The following is a 20,826-nucleotide window of genomic DNA, read 5'->3' as shown; positions in this document are numbered from 1 at the left end:
ATTATGTTGATGCTGCCGTTTTTCAAATTGATGGCCGAACGCCGCGCCAGCGATCTGTTCTTCACCAGCTTTTCTCCGCCGATGATCAAGCAGAACGGCGAACTGCTGCCGCTGAATGAAAAACCGCTGACCGCGGACATGGTCAAGCAACTGGCCTACAGCCTGATGAGCGAAGAGGAGATCAGCGTTTTCGAGCAGGAACGCGAAATGAATCTGGGCCATCCCGTGCCCGGCCTCGGCAGCTTCCGCATCAATATTTTTTGGCAGCGCGGTTCGGTGGGCATGGTGGTGCGCTACATCCTGCCCAACATTCCTTCACTGGATCACTTGCAGCTGCCGCCGATACTCAGCGAACTGATCAAGCTAAAGCGCGGTCTGATCCTGGTGGTCGGCTCCACCGGCTCCGGCAAAAGCTCTACCGTGGCGGCGATGCTGCAAACCCGCAACCAGAGCATGAGCGGCCACATCCTCACCGTGGAGGACCCGATCGAGTTTCTGTTCCGCCACGATAAATCCATCGTCAACCAGCGCGAGGTGGGCTTCGACACCCTCTCCTACGCTCGCGCGCTGAAGAACGCGATGCGGGAGGCGCCGGACGTGCTGATGATAGGCGAGATCCGCGACCCGGAAACCCTGACCCAGGCGGTCACCTACGCCCAGTCCGGCCATCTGTGCATTTCCACGCTGCACGGCAACAACAGCTATCACATGCTGAGCCGAGTCATCAATTTCTTCCCGGCGGAAAGCCGCACCGCCTTGTTGATGGACCTCTCCGCCGCGCTAAAGGCGGTGGTTTCGCAGCGCTTGATCCCCACCGTGGACGGCTCCCGAGTGCCGGCGATTGAAATCCTGATCAACACCCCTCGCATTTCGGAGTTGATCCGCAACGGAGAGATAGACAAAATCAAGGAGGCCATCGAAAGCAGCATGAGCGATGGTTCGCAAACCTTTGAACAGGCGTTGTACCGGCTCTACAGCACGGGGCGCATCAGCCTGGACGAGGCCCTGAGAAACGCCGACTCGCCCACCAACCTGTACTGGTTGATCAATCAGAGCAAGGAAAAAGCGGCGAGCGGCGACGATAAGCAAACCGGCGGCGAGCCGCCAAGCTTCGACAGCATCAAACTGGACCTGTAACCCACCCATGATTACTCTTTACGGCATCCCCAACTGCAGCACCGTCAAAAAAGCGCGCCAATGGCTGAGCGACAACGGCCTCGACTACCACTTCCATGATTTCAAGAAACAGGGCGCGGACGCCGCCAGCCTGGAGCGCTGGGCCGCCGCGGTCGGCCTCGCCAAACTGATCAACCGCCAGGGCACCACCTGGCGCGCGCTGCCGGACGAGGTCAAGGCCGGCGCCGATCAGCTGCCTGCCGCGCTGGCCTTGATGCAGGCCAACCCCTCGGTGATCAAGCGTCCGGTGCTGGACGCCGGCGGCAAGATCAGCGTCGGCTTCTTCGAAGCCGACTGGGCGGAGCGCCTGCTGAAATGAGCGCAACCCTAGAACTGGCGCGGCAATTGATCCGGTTGGACTCGGTCACCCCGCGCGACCAAGGCTGCCAGGAGCTGATGATAGCCAGGCTGGAAGCCATCGGCTTTCGCGTGGAACGCATGCGCTTCGGCGACGTCGATAATTTCTGGGCGCGCCGCGGCGGCGACGGCCCGTTGGTCTGCTTCGCCGGCCATACCGATGTGGTGCCCACCGGCCCGCTGGAGCAATGGGACAGCCCGCCCTTCGAGCCCACCGTCCGCAACGGCTTGCTCTACGGCCGCGGCGCCGCCGACATGAAAGCCTCGCTGGCCGCCTTCGTCACCGCCTGCGAAGACTTCGTCGCCCGCCACCCCGGACATCCCGGCTCCATCGCCCTCTTGATCACCTCGGACGAGGAAGGCGTGGCGGTGGACGGCAGCGTTAAGGTCGTGGACGCGCTGGAGGCGCGCGGCGAAACCATAGACTATTGCATCGTCGGCGAACCCACCTCGGACCAAGCCCTGGGCGACACCATCAAAAACGGCCGCCGCGGCTCGCTGTCCGGCCAGTTGATCGTGCACGGCATTCAGGGCCACATCGCCTACCCGCACCTGGCCAAAAACCCGGTGCACCTGATGGCGCCGGCGCTGGCGGAACTGGCGGCGACGCGCTGGGATGAGGGCAACGCCTTTTTCCCGCCCACCAGCTGGCAAGTCTCCAACATCCACGCCGGCACCGGCGCCAGCAACATCATCCCCGGCCACTGCGAAATTCGCTTCAACTTCCGCTTCTCGCCGGAGAGCAGCGCGGAATCGCTGAAGGAACGCGTCTGCGCGATTCTGGACCGCCACGGCCTGGGCTACGAACTGCACTGGCAGCTGTCCGGCCACCCCTTCCTCACCCAGCCGGGCAAGCTTACCGAGGCCCTCGGCCGCGCCATCGTCGCCGTCGCCGGCCGCCAGGCCGAACTGTCCACCACCGGTGGCACCTCCGACGGCCGCTTCATCAAACGCATCGCGCGCGAGCTGGTGGAGTTCGGCCCGGTCAACGCCACCATCCACAAGCTGAACGAATGCGTGGAAGTGGCCGACATCGAGCCGCTGTCCGCGATTTACCGGCACACGCTGGAGCAATTGCTGAACGCGGACTGAGCTGAATTCCGGCTATGCTGAAACCGGTTGCGCCCAATTGGGCCAACCGGTTTTTTACGTGAAGACGACCCAGTCTGACGCAGTGCCGACGCTTCCCGTCTCCCGCCTGAATGCGCAGTCCCCCAGCGAAAGGTATGATCCGAACCATGGAAGTCGAAATCGCAAAAATATTCATCGCGCTGCTGGTGCTGGTCAATCCGCTGGGCGCCATCCCCATCTTCATCAGCCTGACGCCCACCTCCAATCAATTGGAGCGCAAGAAGATCGCCAAGACCACGGCCATCTCCGTGGCCATCGTGCTCTGCCTGTTCGCCGTCGTCGGCGAAACCTTGCTGCGCTTTCTCGGCATCAGCGTCGGCTCCTTCCAGGTGGGCGGCGGCCTGCTGGTGATGCTGATCGCCATCGCCCTGATGAACGCCAAGCCGGGCCCCACCAAAACCACCAAGGTGGAACGCGAGGAAGCGGAAACCAAGACCAATATCGCCGTGGTGCCGCTGGCGATTCCGCTGATGACCGGGCCTGGCACCATCTCCACCGTGATCATCTATGCGACCACGGCGTCGTCATGGGTACAGGTGATTTACCTTTTGGTAAGCAGTTTGCTGGTGGCCATCACCTGCTACGGCGCGCTGGTGCTGGCCTCTCCGCTGTCGCGCCTGCTGGGGCAAACCGGCATCAACATCGTCAACCGGGTGATGGGCATGCTGCTGGCGGCGGTGTCGGTGGAAATCATCGTGGATGGGATTTATCGGCTTTTCCCGCAGCTTGCCAGATAAAATCCCGTAAAACCCACAAACTCGGCAGGATTATTGTGTGGAGGCCATCAGCACAGCCTCAAGCATCCAATACAGCATGAAGCGGGATCAGCCAGAGGACGCACCCGTTTCATGCACGGAAAACTCATTGTTTTCACTTGAAGTTTCTCCATATCCCGGTCAAGCCTCACCCCTTATCTGTATATAGACAGACAGCCCTGTATACACATTTTCAAAGACAACTGTTCATTGTTTGTACCGATCCCAAGCAGTACTAATAAGGGGTTTTCATCCAATGGTCATTTTGCCATGTCTAGCCAGCAAGCCGTCCCCATCAAAATCTATCCGCGCCTGACCACCGGCCGCTTCAACAATGTTCGGGTGTTCATGGTTCTCGCCACCCAACTGGCGTTCTTCGGCCTGCCCTGGTTGCAGTGGAACGGCAGGCAGGCTGTGCATCTGGACCTGGAACAACACCGTTTCCTGATTTTCGGCCTCACTTTCTGGCCGCAGGATTTCATCTTTTTCGCCGCCTTGCTGGTGATCTGCGCGCTGGGCCTGTTCCTGTGGACCGCGCTGGCGGGACGGCTTTGGTGCGGTTACAGCTGCCCTCAGACAGTCTACACCCAGATCATGTTGTGGATAGAACGGCTGACGCTAGGCGACCACAACGCGCGCCGCAAACTGGACGCGGCGCCGATGAGCGTGAACAAGTTCACGCGCAAAACGCTGTCGCACGGGCTGATGGGCTTGTTCTCGCTGATCACCGGCTTCACCCTGGTGGGCTACTTCACCCCGGTGCGCGAACTGGCCGCCGCCGCGCCCAGCCTGGCCTACGGCCCGTGGGAAAGCTTCTGGATCCTGTTCTACGGCGGCTTCACCTGGCTGCTGGCCGGCGTGCTGCGCGAGAAAGTCTGCCTGCACATGTGCCCGTACGCCCGCTTCCAGGGCGCGATGTTCGACAACGACACGCTGATCATCTCCTACGACAACCGCCGCGGCGAACCGCGCGGCAAAAGCAAGCAGGCCGCGGACAAGGCGCGCGGCAGCTGCATCGATTGCGGCATCTGCGTACAGGTTTGCCCCACCGGCATCGACATCCGCAACGGCCTGCAATACGAGTGCATAGGTTGCGCCGCCTGTATCGACGCCTGCGACCAGGTGATGGACAAGATCCATGCGCCGCGCGGGCTGATCAGCTATACCAGCGCCGCCGCGCTGGAAGCCGCCGGTAAGCCAAACCGCCCCAGCAGCAGCCATCGTCCGCGGGTCATCGTGTACTCCAGCCTGCTGGCCGGCATCATCGCCCTGTCCACCACCGCGCTAATCCTGAAAAAACCGTTCAAAGTGGATGTGCTGCGCGACCGCGCCGTCCTGGTGCGCGCCACCGACGACGGCCTGCTGGAAAACAGCTACAACCTGAAGCTGATCAACACCAGCGAACAGGCACAGCGCTTCAAGATCCAAGTGGAAGGCCTGCCCAGCCTGAGGCTGGACAAGCCCGGACAGGTGGTCGAAGTCGCGCCCACCCAAACCGAGACCGTCACCGTGCGGGTACAGGCCGAACCCGAGCACGCCACCCGTGGCGCGCACGACATCTACTTTGTGGTCAGCTCGCTGAGCCATGACGGTAGTATGATCAGGGAAAAATCCAGCTTCATCGGCGAATGAATCTAGGATCCGCCGACATTTTTCCGCGCCAAGCAAACGTCGGCGATCCTAGGCAGTCCATCAGGAGTCAAGCCGCGGCGCAACGCCGCCGCGGTCCAACCGCCAGGAATACAATGAGCAAGACCAGTCAACTGAGCCAGCGCTTTCGCCATGCCATCGAGCAAGGCCATCTGCGCCCCGGCGATCGCATGCCCTCGCTGCGTAAACTGTGCCTGGACCACAAGGTCAGCATCACCACCGCCCAACGCGCCTACGCCGAGTTGGAAAAACAAGGCCTGATCGAATCCCTTCCCCGCTCCGGCTTCAGGGTGCTGGGCCTGTCTTCGCTGTCGCTGCGCCAAGCGCCGCCGCTCCCGGACCACCCCGGGGAGTTCCGCGCCGAGCACCTGACCATGGCGCTGCCCATGCCATGGGGCTGCCCGTTCATGAACCCGGTGCTGATCAACACCACGCCGCTGACCCGCGCGCTGACCCGCGCGCTCAGCGATTACCGCTACGCGCTGTCCAGCACCGACAGCGAAGGCTACGAAGGCTTGCGCCGAGAACTGGCGCTGCGCTACCTGGCCCAGGGCGTGGAGCTGGACGGCGAGGAAATGCTGATCACCTGCGGCGGCATGGAGGCGCTGAACCTGGCGATCCGCTCGGTGGCCCGTCTCAGCGGCAGCGACTGCATGCTGGTGATCACCCCGGCCTTCCCGCCCATCTTCGAGCAATTGGAACACCTGGAACTGCGCGCCGTCGGCTTCAACTGCCCGCCGGGGCAGCCGCTGGACCTGGAGCGGCTGGAAGCGCTGCTGATCCAGCACCAGCCGGCCGGCATCATCGCCATGCCCAATTTCCAGCACCCCACCGGCCAGGTGATGAGCGATTCGCAAAAAGCCGCGCTGCTGGCGCTGGCGGAACGCCACCGCGTGCCCATCATCGAGGACGACACCTATCGCGAGCTGTACTTCGGCGAAGGCGCGCCGCTGCCGCTCAAGGCTTTCGATCAGCGCGGCAGCGTGCTGCACTGTTCCTCCTTCAGCAAATCGCTGGCCCCCGGCTATCGCGTGGGCTGGATCGCCGCCGGACGTTTCCGCGACAGCATTCTGGGCCTCAAGCTATGCAGTTCGCTGGCCACGCCGCTGCCCAGCCAGATGGCGCTGGCCCGGCTGCTGGCCGGCGGCCATCACGAGGACATGCTCAGCCTGCTGCGCCAGCGCCTGCAAAACAATCTGGCCGCGCTGCAACAGCAGATCGCCGCTCACTTCCCCGCCGACTGCCGGATGGCGCGGCCGCAAGGCGGTTACTTCCTGTGGGTGGAGCTGCCGCCGGGCGTCGACTGTCGCCGCTTGCTGCCGATGGCGATGCAACAAGGGCTGCACTTCGCGCCGTCCCAGATGTTCCACACCCCGGGCCAGGACACCGGCAACGCGATGCGGCTGAACTTCAGCTTCTTCGATCCGCTGCAACACCGTTCCGGCGTCCCCCTGCTGGCCGAGCTGCTCAGCCCGGCCAACGTCCGCTAAGTCTCCTCAGGCCCGGCCACGGGCCGGCTCCAACCGCTTGCGCTGCCCCAGCAGGGGCAGCAGCAAGACGGCGGACAACAAGGTGGTGATGGACAGGGCGAGGAAAAACCCGTCCCAGCCCCAGGCATCGGTCACCTTGGCCAAGGGATAGCCGGACAAGGCCGCGCCCAAATAGCCGAACACGCCGACAAAGCCGGTGGCGGCGCCCGCCGACTCCTTGTGCGCGGCTTCGGCCGCCGCCATGCCGATCAGCATTTGCGGCCCAAAAATAAAGAAGCCGATGAAGAAGAAGCTGCCGGCGATCAATAAGTAGTGATCGACGCTCAATGTCCACAGCAGCAGCACCGACAGCAAGATGCCCAGCGTGAAGATGATGTTCATCGGCACCCGGTTGCCGCGGAAAAAACGATCCGATCCCCAGCCTGCGACAATGGTGCCGATGAAGCCCCCCACCTCCAGCCAGAAAATCGCTGAGTTGGCCTTCAGCAACGCGTAGCCATGCTGCTCCTGCAGATACTTGTTGCCCCAGTCGTTAATGCCGATGCGCACCACATAGACGAACAGATAAGACGCGGCCAGCAGCCAGATGAAGCGGTTGCCGAACACATAACGCCGCAGCACCTGCGCCATCGGCAGCTTGGCGCTGTTCTTTTCCTGCTCCAGCTCCAGCTCGTCTCCCCGCCAGACGCCCACCGTCGGCAAACCCATGGACGACGGCCGATCGCGCAAACGGACGCACAGCACCAGACCGACGGCGATGCCGATCAGGCCCGGTACAATCATGCCGTAGCGCCAGCCGTACCCCATCGCCAAGGCGCCCGCCAGCAGCGGGATCAAGGCTCCGCCGACATTGTGCGAGGTATTGCAAATCGCCCACCAGAAACCGCGCTCGTTGCGCGAGTACCAGGCCGTCATCAGCTTGGCGCACGGCGGCCAGCCCCAGCCCTGAAAGAAAGCGTTCAGCGTCCACAGCGCGGTGAAGGCCAGCAGGCTGCTGCTGAAGCCGAACAGGATGTTGACGATGCCGGTGGCGATCAGCCCCAAGCCCATGAAGTAACGCGGATTGGCGAAGTCGCTCACCATGCCGGACACGAAACGCGACACGCCGTAAACAATGTAGAACATCGACAGGATGGCGCCGCCGGCGGCCCGTTCCCAGCCCAGGTCGTCCAGCATCGCCGGCATGATGGAATTGAAACTGCGGCGGGTGAAATAGTAAACGGCATAACCGGCGTACAAGCCCAGCATGATGTGGAGCCGCCAATGGCGGTAGCTGGCGTTGATTTCTTCCTGGCTCTTGTCTACCGGCGCTTCCGGCTGCGCGCGCAGCCAGCTCAGCCATGTTCTCAGGGACATGTGCGTTCTCCTCTGTCCGCGCCGCTGCGACGGCGGCGCTGTTGTTACTGGCGCGTCTCCGCGCGCCTTGCCTCAACCCAGGCGCTGAATCAACTCCAGCGCCTCGCGATGGCGGGCCGGGTCGCCCGCCGCCAACACCCGGCTGCCGCTGTCCAATGTGATCGCCCTGCCCTCCCAGTCGCTGATCACGCCGCCGGCGCCTTCGATAATGGGCCGCATCGCCGCGTAGTCGTAGAGCTTGAGGCCGGCGTCCAACGCCAGATCGGTACGCCCGGAGGCCAGCAGGCCGTAGCTGCGACAAGCGCCGCCGTAGACCCGCCAGCCCGTGCGCTCGCAAAAGCCCTGCCATACCGGCCTTTCCTCCGGCAGAAAAAAATCCGGGCTGCTGACCGAGACGAAAGCCCGCTCCAGGCTGGCGCTGCCGCGGGTGCGGCATTCGCGGGCTCCGTCGCGCGTAAACAATAAGGTGGGCAATCCCCGACGCCCGATCCAGCAATCGTCGGTGGCCGGCTGATCTATCACGCCCAGCACCGGCACGCCTTGATGCAAGAGCGCGATCAACGTGCCGTAGACCGGCATGCCGGCCATGAAGGAGGCGGTGCCGTCGATAGGGTCCAACACCCACAACCATTCCGCGTCTAGCTCCCGCGCGCCGAACTCCTCGCCCAGCACCCCGTGGCTCGGATAGCGCAGCAGGATGCGCTCGCGCAGCTTTTGCTCAATCTCCAGATCCAGCTGGGTCACCAGGGTGCGGTCCGGTTTGAACTGCGAACTCCACTCAGAACGGGAAGCAAGCAAAGCGCGGCTGTCCGCCACCAGTTCCCGAGCGAAGCTCAACCATTCGTCCAACTGCCCTTGGGAATACCGCATCATTCAAACCTCCTTTCACTGCATCACCGCTCTTGTCGTCCACTGGCCGTTCTTGACCTCGGAAATCGTCACCGCCGCCTTGTTGAGATCGCCTTTGGCGTCGAAGGAAAAATCGGTGCTGACCCCGGCGTAGCTGAGCTTGGCCAAGACCGGCATGAAGCGCGCCGGCTCCACCGAGCCCGCTTGCTGCATCGCGGCGGCCACCATCATCATGCCGTCGTAGAACTGCGGACCCAGCCGCACCACATCCTGTTTGAAACGCGCCTGATAACGCTGGCGGAAAGCCTTGCCCGCTGGCCTGTCGTTCAACTGGCCGCCGGGAATGCCGGCGAAGTGGCCGCCCGCGCTGTCGCCGGCCAGGCTGAGGAAGGTAGGCGTCTGCAACATGTCGCCGCCCAACAGCCTGGCGTCCAGGCCCAACCGTTTCATCTGCTTGGCCATGGGCGCGGCCTGGGCGTCGGCCCCGCCGTAAAAGATCACCTGGGGCCGCAAGGGCTTGACCGCGGTCAGAATGGCGGAGAAATCACTGGCCTTGTCGTTGGTGTACTCTCGGCGAGCGATCTTGCCGCCGCTGGCCTGCACCGCCTTGGCGAACTCGTCGGCGATGCCCTGACCGTAGGCGGTGCGGTCGTCTATCACCACGATGCTGGCCGCCTTCAGCGTCTGCACCGCGAAGCGGCCCAACGCCGCCCCCACCTGGCTGTCGCTGCCCACCAGCCGGAAGGCGGTGCGGTAGCCCTGCCGGGTATAAGCCGGGTTGGTGGACACCGACAACTGCGGAACGCCGGCGGCGGCGTAGATGCGCGCCGCCGGGATCGACACCCCGGAGTTGAAATGGCCGAGCACCGCCTTGACGCCGGAGTCGACGAAGCGCTGGGCCACCTGAGTGCCGATGCGCGGATCGGCTTGATCGTCCTCCGCCAACAGCTGGAAGCGCACCGACTGGCCGCCGACCTGCAGCTTGCGCGCGTTCAATTCGTCCACCGCCAGCCGAGCGGCGTTTTCATTGTCCTTGCCGTAATGCGCCTGCGGGCCGGACAAGGGCGAGGCGAAGCCGATCTTGACCAGAGTTTCGGCGGCGGCCGGCCAGGCGCCTATCAGCAACGCGGCGCCGGCGAGCGCCGCCCGCAAGGGGATAATGGGTTTCATCTCGTCTCTCCTTTGTTTTGACATGGGTGCTGCCGAAGACAGCCCGGCGCCGCGTTGGCGACGCCGGGCCTGACTCTAGTTCACGTACCAGATGGTCTTGGTCTGTTGATATTGCTCCAGCGCTTCCAGGCCTTTGTCGCGGCCGCCGAAGCCGGACTGCTTGAAACCGCCGAAAGGCGTGGTGATGTCGCCTTCGGAAAAGCCGTTGACCGACACCGTGCCGGCGCGCAGCGCGGCGGCGACGCGCTGGGCGCGCTTGACATCGCGGGTGTACAGAGAGGCGGCCAGACCGTAGACGCTGTCATTGGCCAGGCGCACCGCTTCTTCCTCGCTGTCGAAGGTGCTCACCGCCAGGATAGGGCCGAAGATTTCCTCTTGGAAAATACGCATCTTGGCGCTGACCTGATCGAAGATGGTGGGCTCGATATACCAGCCGCTGCCCAACTCGGCGTGGATGCGGCCGCCGTGGACCAGCCGCGCGCCCTCGGCCTTGGCCGCTTCCAGATAGGCTTTCACCCGCTCGAAATGGGCTTGTTCCACCAGCGGGCCCACCTGCACTGTCGGATCGGTGGGCAGGCCCAGCTTCCATCCGGCCAGCCGCCGCTTGAGCTTCTCCAGCAAGGCGTCCTTGACCCCGGCGGCGACGATCAAGCGCGAGCCGCAGCTGCAGTTCTCGCTCATATTCCAGAAGGCCGCGGCCAACACGTCGTCGACGATGTCATCCAGCTCGGCGTCCTCGAACACCAGCTGCGGGCTCTTGCCGCCCAGCTCCAGCACCACTTCCTTCAGATTGCTCTCGGCGGCGTATTGCAGGAACAAGCGGCCCACTTCGGTGGAGCCGGTGAAGGACACCATGTCCACGTCCGGATGCCGTCCCAGCGCCTCGCCCACCGCCTGGCCGGAGCCGGTGACCAGGGTCAGCGCCGCGGCGGGAATGCCGGCCTGATGCGCCAGCTGGGTGATGCGATAGGCGCTGAGCGAGGTCTGCTTGGCCGGCTTCACCACCACTGAATTGCCGGCGGCCAGCGCCGGAGCCACTTTCCACGCGTACATTTGCGCCGGGAAGTTCCACGGCAGCACCGCGCCCACCACGCCTATCGGCTCCTTGACGATAAAACCCAACGCTTCCGGCCCTGTGGGCGCCACCTTGCCGTAGCACTTGTCTATCGCCTCCGCGTACCAGGCGAAGGTGTCCAGCGTGGCCGGCAGATCGGTGTTCAGGCATTCGGTGATCGGCTTGCCGGCGTCGATGCAGTCCAGCGCCGCCAGTTCCTCCACGTGTTCGCGCAAAAGCGCCACCCACCGTTGCATCGCCTGCTTGCGCTCGGCCGGCGGCCGACGCGACCATTCGCCGGACTCGAAGCAAGCGCGCGCCGCCGCCACCGCGGCGTCGACGTCGGCGGCGTCGCCGGCGGCGACATGGCCGATCAGGCTGTTGTCCATCGGCGTCATATTGTCCAGCCGCGCTCCCCTGCCCTCATGTCCGGGGATCAGCAAGCCGGCCCACAATTGCCCGGCGCGGGCCTGCTCGAATACCGTTTCCTTGCTTAATGGCATCTCAGTCTCCCGTTAACGATCGAACGCGGCCAGCGCGTCGAGAAAAGCCTTGGCTTCCGCCCCCGGCAAAGGCAGCAAGGGCAGGCGCACATCGCCGGCTTCGACGCCGTGGCGGCGCACGCCCAGCTTGGCCTTCTGGTTGTAGCCGCCGGACTCCATCGCCTGGATCGCCGGATACATCGCCGCCATCAGCGCGCGCACTCGCGCCCAGTCTTCGGCCTTGGCGGCGTTCAGCATCGCCACCTGCTCGCCGGGGAAGACATTGGCCGCGCCGCTGATCCAGCTGCGCACGCCCCAAAACAGGAAATCCGCCGCCTGATCGTCGCAACCGCAGATCACTTCGAAATCCGGCAGCCGCGCCTGAATCAGCGCCAGCGCGCGGCTGAAATCGCCGCTGCTTTCCTTGATGCCGACGATATTGGGAACGCGGCTCAACTCGATCACGCTGGCGACGTCGATGGATACGCCGGCGCGGGCCGGGAAGTTGTAGAGAATGATGGGCAGCGCGCTGGCGGCGGCCACCGCCTTGAAGTGAGCGACGATGCCGTCCTGATCCGGCAGGCTATAGGCCGGCGGCGCCAGCATCAGCGCCTCGTAGCCCAGCTCCGCCGCCTGGCGGGCGCGCGCTATCGCGCCGTGGGTGGACAGATCATTGGCGCCGGCGATCAAGCGCAAGCGGCCCTTGCCCGTCTTGGCCACGCACTCCAGCACTTGTCTGCGCTCGCCTTCGTCCAAGGCGTAGTATTCGCCGGTGGTGCCGCAGGCGACGACGCCGGCGACGCCTTGTTCAATGAAGCGCTCGACCAGCTGCCGCAGCGCCGCCAAATCCAGACGGCCGTCGCGGTCGAACGGCGTGACGATGGGGACCAGAATGCCTTGTTGTTGCATAGGGTGTTTCCTTTGTGCTTGAGGGTGGACGGAAGCCGCGCGGCTCAAACCGGCGTCGCGGCGGCGGAACGGGTGCGCCAGATCGCAATGTCGGCGTAGCCATAGAACACGCTGATGGCGATCACCAGCAGGTGGTACCAAAGAAAGGGCAGATACTGCAGCGTGGACACGCCCAGCGTCGCCGCCATGAACACGCCGCCGTCGCTCCACGGCACCATGGGCGCGGTCACCGTGCCGCCGGCCTCGACATTGCGCGACAACACCCTGCGCTCAATGCCCTGCAGATCGTAATTGCGCTCGGTGATGGTGCTGGCGGTGATCAGCGACACATAGGCGGCGCCGCCGAAGAAATTGCCGAAGAAACCGCCCAGCAGCGTGGAGACGGTCAGCCGGCCCGGATTGTTGGCCCAGCGCAGAAAATTGGCGCTGATCACCTCCAGAATGCCGGCGCGCTCCATCAAGCCGCCAAGGCCCAGGGCGAACAGGATCAGCGCGATCACGCTGAGCATGGATTCGATGCCGCCACGATTGAGCAAGGTATTGAGAAACTCCACGTCGGACGCGGTGCGGTTGCCGAAATACGCGGTGCGCACCGCGTCCAGCAAGGGCATGTCCTGCGCCCACCAGGCGCAGACTATGCCCATGACCGCGCCGGCCGTGATCACAGGAATGGACGGCAACCGCATCGCCAGCATCCCGATCACCGCCGCCGCGGGCAGCAGCAGCCAACCGTTGATGACGAAGTGCGAGGTCAGCGCCTGCATCGCCTGATCTGCGCGGCTGGTGTCCAGGCCGGCGTCCGCATAAAAGAAGCCGACGCCGAGGAACAACAAAGCGGTCAACAACGTGGCCGGCGCGCTGACCCACATCATTGAACGGATATGGTCAATCAGATCCACCTTGCACAACGAGGCGGTCATCACCGTGGTGTCCGACAGCGGCGACATCTTGTCCCCGACGTAAGCGCCGGAAATCACCGCGCCGGCCACCAAGGGCAAAGGCATGCCGAAGCTATAGCCTATGCCCATCATCGCGATGCCGGCCGTGCCGGCGGTGCCGAAGGAGGTGCCGGTGGCCAGCGAGGTCAGCATGCAGATGACGAAGGCCGCGCCCAGAAATATCTGCGGGCTCATGATGGCCAGGCCGTAGTAGATGATGGCCGGCACCACGCCGCCGGCGATCCAGGCGCCGATCAACGCGCCCACGGTGATCAACACCAGCACCGCCACCATGCCGTTGTGGATGCCCTGGATCAGCCCCTGCTGCATATCGTCGTAACTGCGGCCCAGCCACACGCCCAGGCCAATCACCAGAAACCAGCTGCTGAACAGCGCCAGTTGGATGGGCAGATCCAGCACGTTAAGGAACAGGAACATGATGGCGATGAAACCGGCCATCACCGCGACAACCTGGATCGCGCTCGGCAAGCGCGGCGATGTTTGCTGCATGGCGTCTCTCCTCTGCGGATGGGTGGGCGGCCGGCGGCTCTCAGCAGCCGGCGCGGCCGCGGCGCTAAAAACGCGCCAAGCGGTAAGGATGCAAATCCAGACTGGCCGGCCGCTGCAACACCATGTCGCGCAGCAATGCGCCGGTGGTGGCGGCCAGCGTCAGGCCCAGATGGCCGTGACCGAAGGCGAAATACAGGCCCTGGCGATCCGGCGCCGGGCCGATCACCGGCACGGTGTCCGGCAGCGACGGCCGGTTGCCCATCCACAACGTCATGCCTTCGGTGGAGAATTCGCCGACGATGCGCCGCGCCTTGTCCAGCAGGATCTCGGCGCGCCGCCAGTCCGGCGCCGCGTCGCGGTGAGCCAGTTCCACGGTGCCGGCCAGCCGCAGGCCGCCGTCGGCCAGCGGCAGAATCACGAAACTTTCGCTGGCGCACTGAATGAAATGGCGCAAATCCACCCCGGCCTTGGGCAGGTTGACGTGATAGCCTCGCTCGCTTTCCAGCGGCACCCGGTAACGGCACTGGCGGGTGAAGCGGTCGCTCCAAATGCCGGCGGCGACGATCACCTGCCCGGCAGCCAGCGTGCGGCCGTCGGCACAGACCACGCCGTCCACCTTGCCGCCGCGCTCGCTCAAGGCGGCCGCTTCCGCTTGTTCGAAGACGCCGCCGGCGGCGACGAAGGCATCGAGCAGGCCGCGGCTGAACAGATAAGGGTCGTCGACATGGGACCAGGCCGCCACCTTGACCGCGCGCGCCCATCCATCCCGCAGCGACGGCTCGCAATCCTGAGCGGCCGCCTGATCCAGCGCCTGCCAGGCCACGCCGTGCTCGGCCTTGCGCCGCCAGGCCGGCAAGGCCTGTTCAAGCTCGGCCGCGTCGCGGTACAAGGTCAGCGCGCCGTGCCGCCGCCACATGCCGCCCAGCCCGGCCCGCGCCACCAGCGGCGCGTAGTCGGCGGCGGCTCGGTTCAACAAGGCCGCCAGCGCTCGGGTCAGCGAAGCCACCCGCGCCGGCCGGCTGGCCAATGCGAAGCGCGCCAACCACGGCGCCAGCGTCGGCAGATAACGCCAACGCACCGCCAGCGGCCCCAGCGGATCCAGCAGCCAGCCGGGCAGTCGCCGCCAGACGCCGGGCTCGGCCAGCGGGATCACATCGCTGACCGCCAGCGCGCCGGCGTTGCCGTAGCTGGTTTCCCGCGCCGGCTCGCCGCGGTCCAGCAACAACACCTCCAGGCCGGCCAGCCGCAATTGCAGCGCCGTGGCGATGCCCACGATGCCGGCGCCGACGACAATGATTCGCTCGCTCATGCTCAGGCCACCTCGAAACCGTGAACATAGGGATCGGCGTCGTCCAGCAGGATGCGGTTGTAAGCGGTGAAGCGCGCCCAGCCCTGCACCGAGGGCACGATTGCCGGGTAATCGCCAACCTGAGTCTCAGCCAGCACGCGGCCGACGAACTGGCTGCCGATCAGGCTCTCGTGGACGAAACTCTCGCCGACGGCGAGCAGGCCGCGCGCATGGCGCTGCGCCAGCCGCGCCGAAGTGCCGGTGCCGCATGGAGAGCGGTCCAGCGCCGACTCGCCGTACAGCACCGCGTTGGCCGCGCTGGAGCCGGCGTTCTTGGCCGCCCCGGTCCACTGGCAATGACGGACGCCGCTGATATTCGGGTCCAAGGGGTGAACGATGTCGTAATGCCGGTTCAGGTATTCGCGCAGCTCACGTCCCATCGCCACCAATTGCGCCGGCGAATAATCCGCCATGTCGCGATAGCCCGGCTGCGCCTCGACGATGGGATAAAAGTTGCCGCCGTAGGCGATGTCCACCCGCAAACGCCCCAGCGCCGACACTTCAACCTCCACATCGCGCAGATAGAGAAAAGACGGCACATTGGTCAGCGTTACCGCGGCAACCTTGCCGCCCTCCATCCGATATTGCGCCGCCACCTTGCCCGCCGGCGTATCCAGGTTCAACACGCCGGGCTCGGCCGGCGTCACCAGCCCGTGCTCCAGCGCCATGGTGACCACGCCTATGGTGCCGTGGCCGCACATCGGCAGACAGCCGCTGGTCTCGATGTAGAGCACTGCGATGTCGCAATCCTCCCGCGTCGACGGATACAGGAAGGCGCCGGACATCTGCGCATGGCCGCGCGGCTCGAACATCAAGCCGGTGCGTATCCAGTCATAGCGGCGAATGAAGTCCAAACGCCGCTCCGCCTGCGTCTCTCCTTCCAGCTGCGGGCCACCATTCACCACCAGCCTCACGGGGTTGCCGCAGGTATGGCCATCGAGACATTCGAATTCGCGCACCGCCATGTTCTTGCTCCTCGCTTGTGATGGGGCCACTCTAACTCCATCATTTTTTGAATACAATTTTGCCAACATGAAATGGAAAGGAGACAGCGATGAGAAAGCATTGATTTACATCAAAATTAATTTTTTACACAATAAAATCAACTAGTTATTGCTTGTTGTTTTTTGATCACCTTGCATTGCAACATATTTAACGCCAAATCAACTTGTGAAAACAACGAAAAACCCATCGATAATTGAATACAAAATTAAAGCCTGATCCGTAAACAGCACCTACAAAGATCAAAGCCGGCCGCAGTCAAGCCACCGTTGCCTTGACCATTGCCGGCCCACCCCGCGCCTGTGATAATTTGAGAATCCCAACCGTCGACACCACCATGCCTCGAACCACCGCCCCGCGCCAAACCCTCACCGCCACCACGACCGACACGCTGCGACAGCGCATCTTGCTGGGAGAATGGCCTGCCGGCACTCAACTGCGCCAGGAAGCGCTGTCCAAGGAATTGGGCGTCAGCCGGGTTCCCTTGCGCGAGGCGCTGCGCCAACTGGAGGCAGAGGGATTGGTGGCGATTACCGAGCGGCGCGGCGCGGTGATCGCCCAACTGTCGCTGCCGGAAGTGATGGAATTGCTGCGGGTGAGAGTGCTGCTGGAATGCGATATGTTGCTAGAGGCCGTGCCGCGGCAAACCCAGGCGGACCTGGACGCGGCCGGCGCGCTGCTGACGCAATTCGAAGAGGCGCTGCGCCAACGGGATGTCGGCGCCTGGGGCATTCTGAATTCACGCTTCCACCTGGCGCTGTATCAGGCGGCCAACCGGCCGCAAACCCTGGCGCTGATAGAGCAGCTTCACAATCGCACTGATCGCTACACGCGAATGCAGATTCTGCTGACCAATTTCAGCGACCGCGCCCACCGCGAACACAGCGAAATGCTCGAACTGTGCCGCCGCAAGGACGCAATCAGCGCCGCCGCCTTCTTGCGGCAACACATTCTGAACGCGGAAGAGGCTCTGGAGGCCTGGCATCAGGAGCACCAGAGCGAAACCGGACGCGGCGCGCGCAAACCGGCCTGAACCCCGCCCAGCCAAACGCGACAAGCGCTTGGTTTCAAACAGAAAAGTCTTTAGACACACTATATCCAATAGCTAAAATAATGATGATGACATCAACCCTGTAGCCATTTGATCATAATCAAATAATGCACAGTTTTGAAAATGCTATACGCATTAAAATAACAGAAAAATACATTATTCCAACGGTCTAGTCGCGTGCAAAACACAAGCAATCCATTGTTTTTCAAAAACAAACAGCAAGCCATCGCCCACCAAGCCCCTGCCGCACCCGCCAATCTGTACACATCTGATCACAGCAATCTGTACATTGCCTGTACCCATACAATGCGATAACAATGCTTGCGACAATTAAAAAGCGATTCATCATAATTAGACTACGGCATCCACCGCCCAGTCTGATTGTCTGACCAAAATCAGACGAGACAAAATCGCTCACAGCCGGAAAAGACTGCCCTCTCTCCGGCACCTCTTTCGTGTCAGCAGAACCAGAACGAGCTATTTCGATGCCAAATTTAGACAGAAAATATGACATTCAGAAATTGAATGAAGATCAAATCGCCATCAACATCAATGGCAACACCGTCGTCGCCGCGCAGGGCGAGACCGTGCTCAGCGTGCTCAACGCCGTTGGCTTGCGCCGCGTCAGCCGCAACGACAGCCAGCAAACCATGGGTTCCTACTGCGGCATGGGGGTATGCCACTGCTGCCTGGTGCGCATCGACGGCCGCTACAAGCGCCGCGCCTGCCAGACGGTGGTGCAAGCCGGCATGACCGTAGAGACCGCGGCCAATCGCATCGAACTGGAGGGCCTGCAATGAGCACGCGCCCCATCATCGTCGGTGGAGGCCCCGCCGGCATGGCCGCCGCCATCGAGTTGGTCAACCATGGCCAGCCCTGCACCCTTTTGGACGAGGCCTCGCGCCTGGGCGGCGTGGTTTATCGCGGCCCCTTGCGCCAGGGCGTGACTCTGGATTACCTGGGCGAACGCTATCGCGACGCCATGCAGGCTCTGCACGCGGAGTTCGCCAAGGTCAGCCATGCGGTGGAAGTCAAGCTGAACACCCGCGTCGTCGGCGGCGAAGCCGGCCAGTGGCTGTACGCGCTGAATGAACAGGAAAAAGTCGAAAAGATCGACTTTGAACAATTGCTGCTGTCCGCCGGCTGCCACGAACGCAGCGTGCCCTTCCCCGGCTGGACCCTGCCCGGCGTGATCATGCTGGGCGGCCTGCAATTGCAGATCAAGAGCGGCGTGGTCAAGCCGCTGGGCCGCACCACCATCGTCGGCACCGGTCCCCTGCTGCCGCTGGTGGCCTGTCAACTGCACCGCGCCGGCGCCGACGTTCAGGGCGTCTACGAAGCCAGTTCCTTCGGCCGCATCGCCAAGGAAACCCTGGCCATGCTGAACAAGCCGCAGCTGTTTCTGGACGGTCTGAGCATGCTGGCCTACCTGAAGCGCCATGGCGTGCCGCTGCACTACGGCTGGGGCATCGTGGAAGCAAGCGGCCAGCAAGAGGTGCAGGAAATAACCGTCGCGCCTTACGACGACAACTGGACGCCGGACCTGAACCGCGCGGTCAGCCTGGCCACGGAAACCCTGGCGGTGGGCTACGGCTTCATTCCGCGCACCCAGCTGACGCAGCAAATGGGCCTGCGCCACGCTTACGACGCCGACGGCTTTCTCAAGCCGGAAATCAACGGCTGGCAGCAAAGCAGCGAAGCCCACATCCACCTGGCCGGCGACATCGGCGGCCTGCGCGGCGGCGAAGCCGCCATGCTGAGCGGCCGCATCGCCGCCCAGTCCATGCTCAAGCAACGCGGCGCAATCAGCGCCGAACTGGCCGAGAAAAACCGCCAGCGCTATCTGACGGAGTTGAAGGCGGTGCTGCGCTTCCGCGTGGGCATCGACAGCTTTACTCAGCGCGGCAGCGGGCAGCTGACGCTGCCGCGGGAAGACACGGTGATCTGCCGCTGCGAGAACGCCCTGCGCAAGGATATCGACTCCGCGCTGGAACAAGGCGTGCAGGACTTGATCAGCCTAAAGATGCGCACCCGCGTCAGCATGGGCGATTGCCAGGGCAAGATGTGCGTCGGCTATTGCAGCGACCGCCTGCGCGAACACACCGGCAAGGCGGACGTGGGCTGGATCCGACCGCGCTTCCCGCTGGACCCCTTGCCGTTCTCCGCCTTCCAAACCGAAACCGAAGAGGCCTGACCATGAGCAGACAATACGACATCGTGATTGCCGGCGGCGGCGTGATCGGCGCCTCTTGCGCCTACCAGCTGTCCAAACGCAAAGACCTGAAAATCGCGCTGATCGACGCCAAGCGCCCCGGCAACGCTTCGCGCGCCTCGGCCGGCGGCCTGTGGGCGATCGGCGAATCGGTGGGCCTGGGCTGCGGCGTGATCTTCTTCCGCATGACCTCGGCCAAAAACAAGCGCGAGGCGGCCGGCGCCGCCATCGCCGTGGACGCCAGCACACCGCACATCCTGCCCGAATCCTTCTTCAATTTCGCTCTGGCCTCCAACGCACTGTATCCGGCCCTGCATCAGGAGTTGATCGAAAACCACGGCATGGATTTCAAGTTCGAGGAGACCGGTCTGAAGTTCGTGATCTACGACGAGGAAGACCAACTCTACGCCGAACACATCGCCGCGCAGATTCCCCACCTGTCCGACCAAGTGCGCTGGGTGGACCAGGCTCAGTTGCGTGAAAACGAGCCCTACATCAGCCACGAAGCCACCGGCGCGCTGGAATTCCTGTGCGACCATCAGGTCAGCCCCTTCCGCTTGACCGACGCCTACACCGAGGCGGCGCGTCAGAACGGCGTCGACGTGTTCTTCAACACCAATGTCACCGGCGTGCTCAAGCAAGGCTCCCGCGTCACCGGCGTTCGGACGCTGGAAGCCGGCGAATTCCACTGCCACACCCTGATCAACGCGGCCGGATCCTGGGCCGCCGAGCTGAGCCAATGGGCGACCGGCATCGACATTCCGGTCAAACCGGTCAAGGGCCAGATCGTGCTGTCGGAAAAGATGCCCAAGCTGTTGCGCGGCTGCATCACCACGAGCGATTGCTATATCGCGCAGAAGGACAACGGCGAAATCCTGATCGGCAGCACCACGGAGGACAAGGGCTTCGACGTCAGCAACACCTACCCGGAAATCGCCGGCCTGGTCAAAGGCGCGATCCGCTGCCTGCCGGAGATGAAGAACATCAACATCAAGCGTTGCTGGGCCGGCTTGCGCCCCGGCTCTCCGGACGAGTTGCCCATCCTCGGGCCGATGCAGGGCGTGGACGGCTATCTGAACGCCTGCGGTCACTTCCGCACCGGCATTCTGACCTCGGCCATCACCGGCGTGATGCTGGACGCGCTGGTGCGCGGCGAAACGCCGCCGCTGGACGTGACCCCCTTCCTGGCTGACCGTTTCAACGCCCCGACCGCCAAGCCGACGGTGCAGGAAGCCGTCGAACTGGCGCTCTCCTAAAACGCGAAGGCCTGCACGCATGCGTGCAGGCCTTCCCGCTGATTCAGATGTTCCTCTGTTACAGGCCGGCTAGTCCGGCCTGCTTTTTTTGCCCCTCCGGGCTAGCCCTTCAAAGCCGCTCAAAGTCTCG

Annotated in this window: 18 protein-coding genes; 10 read left to right on the top strand and 8 right to left on the bottom strand. The window is 63.7% G+C overall.

What is annotated here, in order from left to right; genetic code table 11:
• The first annotated feature begins 9 nt into the window (after window positions 1-9).
• The 6 genes from HA052_RS09875 (at window position 10) to HA052_RS09850 (ending at window position 6,559) form a co-directional block, all read left to right on the top strand.
• The gene (locus HA052_RS09875) at window positions 10-1,137 is read left to right on the top strand and encodes a PilT/PilU family type 4a pilus ATPase (RefSeq protein WP_240937327.1); all 1,128 of its coding nucleotides are present in this window, start codon (window positions 10-12) and stop codon (window positions 1,135-1,137) included.
• A 7-nt stretch (window positions 1,138-1,144) separates the two neighbouring features.
• Window positions 1,145-1,495, top strand: coding sequence for an arsenate reductase (locus HA052_RS09870; RefSeq protein WP_166451804.1), 351 nt, complete (start codon window positions 1,145-1,147; stop codon window positions 1,493-1,495).
• Window positions 1,492-2,625, top strand: coding sequence for a succinyl-diaminopimelate desuccinylase (gene dapE / locus HA052_RS09865; RefSeq protein WP_166451803.1), 1,134 nt, complete (start codon window positions 1,492-1,494; stop codon window positions 2,623-2,625). Before HA052_RS09870 ends, dapE begins: the two co-directional genes overlap by 4 nt.
• A 146-nt stretch (window positions 2,626-2,771) precedes the next feature.
• Window positions 2,772-3,401 carry a MarC family protein gene (locus tag HA052_RS09860; protein WP_081547702.1) on the top strand — a complete coding sequence of 210 codons (630 nt, stop codon included), beginning with the start codon at window positions 2,772-2,774 and terminating at the stop codon, window positions 3,399-3,401.
• Between the two features lie 288 nt (window positions 3,402-3,689).
• Complete coding sequence (gene ccoG, locus HA052_RS09855; protein WP_166451802.1) at window positions 3,690-5,051, top strand: cytochrome c oxidase accessory protein CcoG; 1,362 nt, start codon at window positions 3,690-3,692, stop codon at window positions 5,049-5,051.
• 113 nt (window positions 5,052-5,164) lie between these two features.
• Window positions 5,165-6,559: an aminotransferase-like domain-containing protein gene (locus HA052_RS09850; protein ID WP_166451801.1), complete on the top strand. Its 1,395-nt coding sequence runs from the start codon at window positions 5,165-5,167 to the stop codon at window positions 6,557-6,559.
• A 6-nt stretch (window positions 6,560-6,565) separates the two neighbouring features.
• Here the strand turns inward: HA052_RS09850 and uhpC are convergent, their stop codons facing one another.
• The 8 genes from uhpC to HA052_RS09810 all read right to left on the bottom strand — a co-directional run bounded on the left by uhpC (window position 6,566) and on the right by HA052_RS09810 (window position 16,140).
• On the bottom strand, window positions 6,566-7,915 hold the full coding sequence (gene uhpC, locus HA052_RS09845) for an MFS transporter family glucose-6-phosphate receptor UhpC (RefSeq protein ID WP_166451800.1): 1,350 nt from the start codon (window positions 7,913-7,915) through the stop codon (window positions 6,566-6,568).
• A gap of 72 nt (window positions 7,916-7,987) precedes the next feature.
• The gene (locus tag HA052_RS09840; protein WP_166451799.1) at window positions 7,988-8,788 is read right to left on the bottom strand and encodes an inositol monophosphatase family protein; all 801 of its coding nucleotides are present in this window, start codon (window positions 8,786-8,788) and stop codon (window positions 7,988-7,990) included.
• 12 nt (window positions 8,789-8,800) lie between these two features.
• Window positions 8,801-9,934, bottom strand: coding sequence for a branched-chain amino acid ABC transporter substrate-binding protein (locus HA052_RS09835; RefSeq protein ID WP_166451798.1), 1,134 nt, complete (start codon window positions 9,932-9,934; stop codon window positions 8,801-8,803).
• Window positions 9,935-10,009: 75 nt separating this feature from the next.
• Window positions 10,010-11,491, bottom strand: a complete 1,482-nt coding sequence (locus HA052_RS09830; RefSeq protein WP_166451797.1) for an aldehyde dehydrogenase — start codon at window positions 11,489-11,491, stop codon at window positions 10,010-10,012.
• Between the two features lie 12 nt (window positions 11,492-11,503).
• Window positions 11,504-12,379: a 4-hydroxy-tetrahydrodipicolinate synthase gene (dapA, locus tag HA052_RS09825; protein WP_081547716.1), complete on the bottom strand. Its 876-nt coding sequence runs from the start codon at window positions 12,377-12,379 to the stop codon at window positions 11,504-11,506.
• Between the two features lie 44 nt (window positions 12,380-12,423).
• On the bottom strand, window positions 12,424-13,827 hold the full coding sequence (nhaC, locus tag HA052_RS09820) for a Na+/H+ antiporter NhaC (RefSeq protein ID WP_166451796.1): 1,404 nt from the start codon (window positions 13,825-13,827) through the stop codon (window positions 12,424-12,426).
• A gap of 64 nt (window positions 13,828-13,891) precedes the next feature.
• Window positions 13,892-15,136: an NAD(P)/FAD-dependent oxidoreductase gene (locus HA052_RS09815; RefSeq protein ID WP_166451795.1), complete on the bottom strand. Its 1,245-nt coding sequence runs from the start codon at window positions 15,134-15,136 to the stop codon at window positions 13,892-13,894.
• Window positions 15,137-15,138: 2 nt separating this feature from the next.
• On the bottom strand, window positions 15,139-16,140 hold the full coding sequence (locus HA052_RS09810; protein WP_166451794.1) for a 4-hydroxyproline epimerase: 1,002 nt from the start codon (window positions 16,138-16,140) through the stop codon (window positions 15,139-15,141).
• Window positions 16,141-16,514: 374 nt separating this feature from the next.
• Here HA052_RS09810 and HA052_RS09805 point away from each other — a divergent pair, with 374 nt between their 5' ends.
• From HA052_RS09805 to hcnC, 4 genes are all read left to right on the top strand, one after another.
• The gene (locus tag HA052_RS09805) at window positions 16,515-17,210 is read left to right on the top strand and encodes a GntR family transcriptional regulator (RefSeq protein ID WP_081547724.1); all 696 of its coding nucleotides are present in this window, start codon (window positions 16,515-16,517) and stop codon (window positions 17,208-17,210) included.
• 539 nt (window positions 17,211-17,749) lie between these two features.
• The gene (locus HA052_RS09800; RefSeq protein ID WP_269473801.1) at window positions 17,750-18,028 is read left to right on the top strand and encodes a (2Fe-2S)-binding protein; all 279 of its coding nucleotides are present in this window, start codon (window positions 17,750-17,752) and stop codon (window positions 18,026-18,028) included.
• Window positions 18,025-19,422 (top strand): FAD/NAD(P)-dependent oxidoreductase, encoded by a 1,398-nt coding sequence (locus HA052_RS09795; RefSeq protein WP_166451793.1) that lies wholly within the window; start codon window positions 18,025-18,027, stop codon window positions 19,420-19,422. The genes HA052_RS09800 and HA052_RS09795 overlap by 4 nt, the downstream gene beginning before the upstream one ends.
• Window positions 19,423-19,424: 2 nt before the next feature.
• Window positions 19,425-20,696 carry a cyanide-forming glycine dehydrogenase subunit HcnC gene (hcnC, locus tag HA052_RS09790; protein ID WP_166451792.1) on the top strand — a complete coding sequence of 424 codons (1,272 nt, stop codon included), beginning with the start codon at window positions 19,425-19,427 and terminating at the stop codon, window positions 20,694-20,696.
• The last annotated feature ends 130 nt before the right edge of the window (window positions 20,697-20,826 follow it).

Origin of the sequence: Chromobacterium fluminis (genome assembly GCF_011602385.1) — a bacterium.
GTDB lineage: Bacteria > Pseudomonadota > Gammaproteobacteria > Burkholderiales > Chromobacteriaceae > Chromobacterium > Chromobacterium fluminis.
The sequence above is the reverse complement of the archived record's forward strand: the minus strand, read 5'-3'. Positions and strand labels throughout refer to the sequence as shown.

Excerpts from the sequence above, each read along its gene's own strand:
- HA052_RS09830 (WP_166451797.1), bottom strand. The coding sequence starts at position 11,491 with ATGCCATTAAGCAAGGAAACGGTATTCGAGCAGGCCCGCGCCGGGCAA.
- HA052_RS09810 (WP_166451794.1), bottom strand. The coding sequence starts at position 16,140 with ATGGCGGTGCGCGAATTCGAATGTCTCGATGGCCATACCTGCGGCAAC.
- HA052_RS09875 (WP_240937327.1), top strand. The coding sequence starts at position 10 with ATGCTGCCGTTTTTCAAATTGATGGCCGAACGCCGCGCCAGCGATCTG.
- HA052_RS09840 (WP_166451799.1), bottom strand. The coding sequence starts at position 8,788 with ATGATGCGGTATTCCCAAGGGCAGTTGGACGAATGGTTGAGCTTCGCT.
- HA052_RS09795 (WP_166451793.1), top strand. The coding sequence starts at position 18,025 with ATGAGCACGCGCCCCATCATCGTCGGTGGAGGCCCCGCCGGCATGGCC.
- dapE (WP_166451803.1), top strand. The coding sequence starts at position 1,492 with ATGAGCGCAACCCTAGAACTGGCGCGGCAATTGATCCGGTTGGACTCG.
- HA052_RS09860 (WP_081547702.1), top strand. The coding sequence starts at position 2,772 with ATGGAAGTCGAAATCGCAAAAATATTCATCGCGCTGCTGGTGCTGGTC.
- ccoG (WP_166451802.1), top strand. The coding sequence starts at position 3,690 with ATGTCTAGCCAGCAAGCCGTCCCCATCAAAATCTATCCGCGCCTGACC.
- dapA (WP_081547716.1), bottom strand. The coding sequence starts at position 12,379 with ATGCAACAACAAGGCATTCTGGTCCCCATCGTCACGCCGTTCGACCGC.
- hcnC (WP_166451792.1), top strand. The coding sequence starts at position 19,425 with ATGAGCAGACAATACGACATCGTGATTGCCGGCGGCGGCGTGATCGGC.
- uhpC (WP_166451800.1), bottom strand. The coding sequence starts at position 7,915 with ATGTCCCTGAGAACATGGCTGAGCTGGCTGCGCGCGCAGCCGGAAGCG.
- HA052_RS09835 (WP_166451798.1), bottom strand. The coding sequence starts at position 9,934 with ATGAAACCCATTATCCCCTTGCGGGCGGCGCTCGCCGGCGCCGCGTTG.
- HA052_RS09870 (WP_166451804.1), top strand. The coding sequence starts at position 1,145 with ATGATTACTCTTTACGGCATCCCCAACTGCAGCACCGTCAAAAAAGCG.
- HA052_RS09850 (WP_166451801.1), top strand. The coding sequence starts at position 5,165 with ATGAGCAAGACCAGTCAACTGAGCCAGCGCTTTCGCCATGCCATCGAG.
- HA052_RS09805 (WP_081547724.1), top strand. The coding sequence starts at position 16,515 with ATGCCTCGAACCACCGCCCCGCGCCAAACCCTCACCGCCACCACGACC.
- HA052_RS09815 (WP_166451795.1), bottom strand. The coding sequence starts at position 15,136 with ATGAGCGAGCGAATCATTGTCGTCGGCGCCGGCATCGTGGGCATCGCC.
- nhaC (WP_166451796.1), bottom strand. The coding sequence starts at position 13,827 with ATGCAGCAAACATCGCCGCGCTTGCCGAGCGCGATCCAGGTTGTCGCG.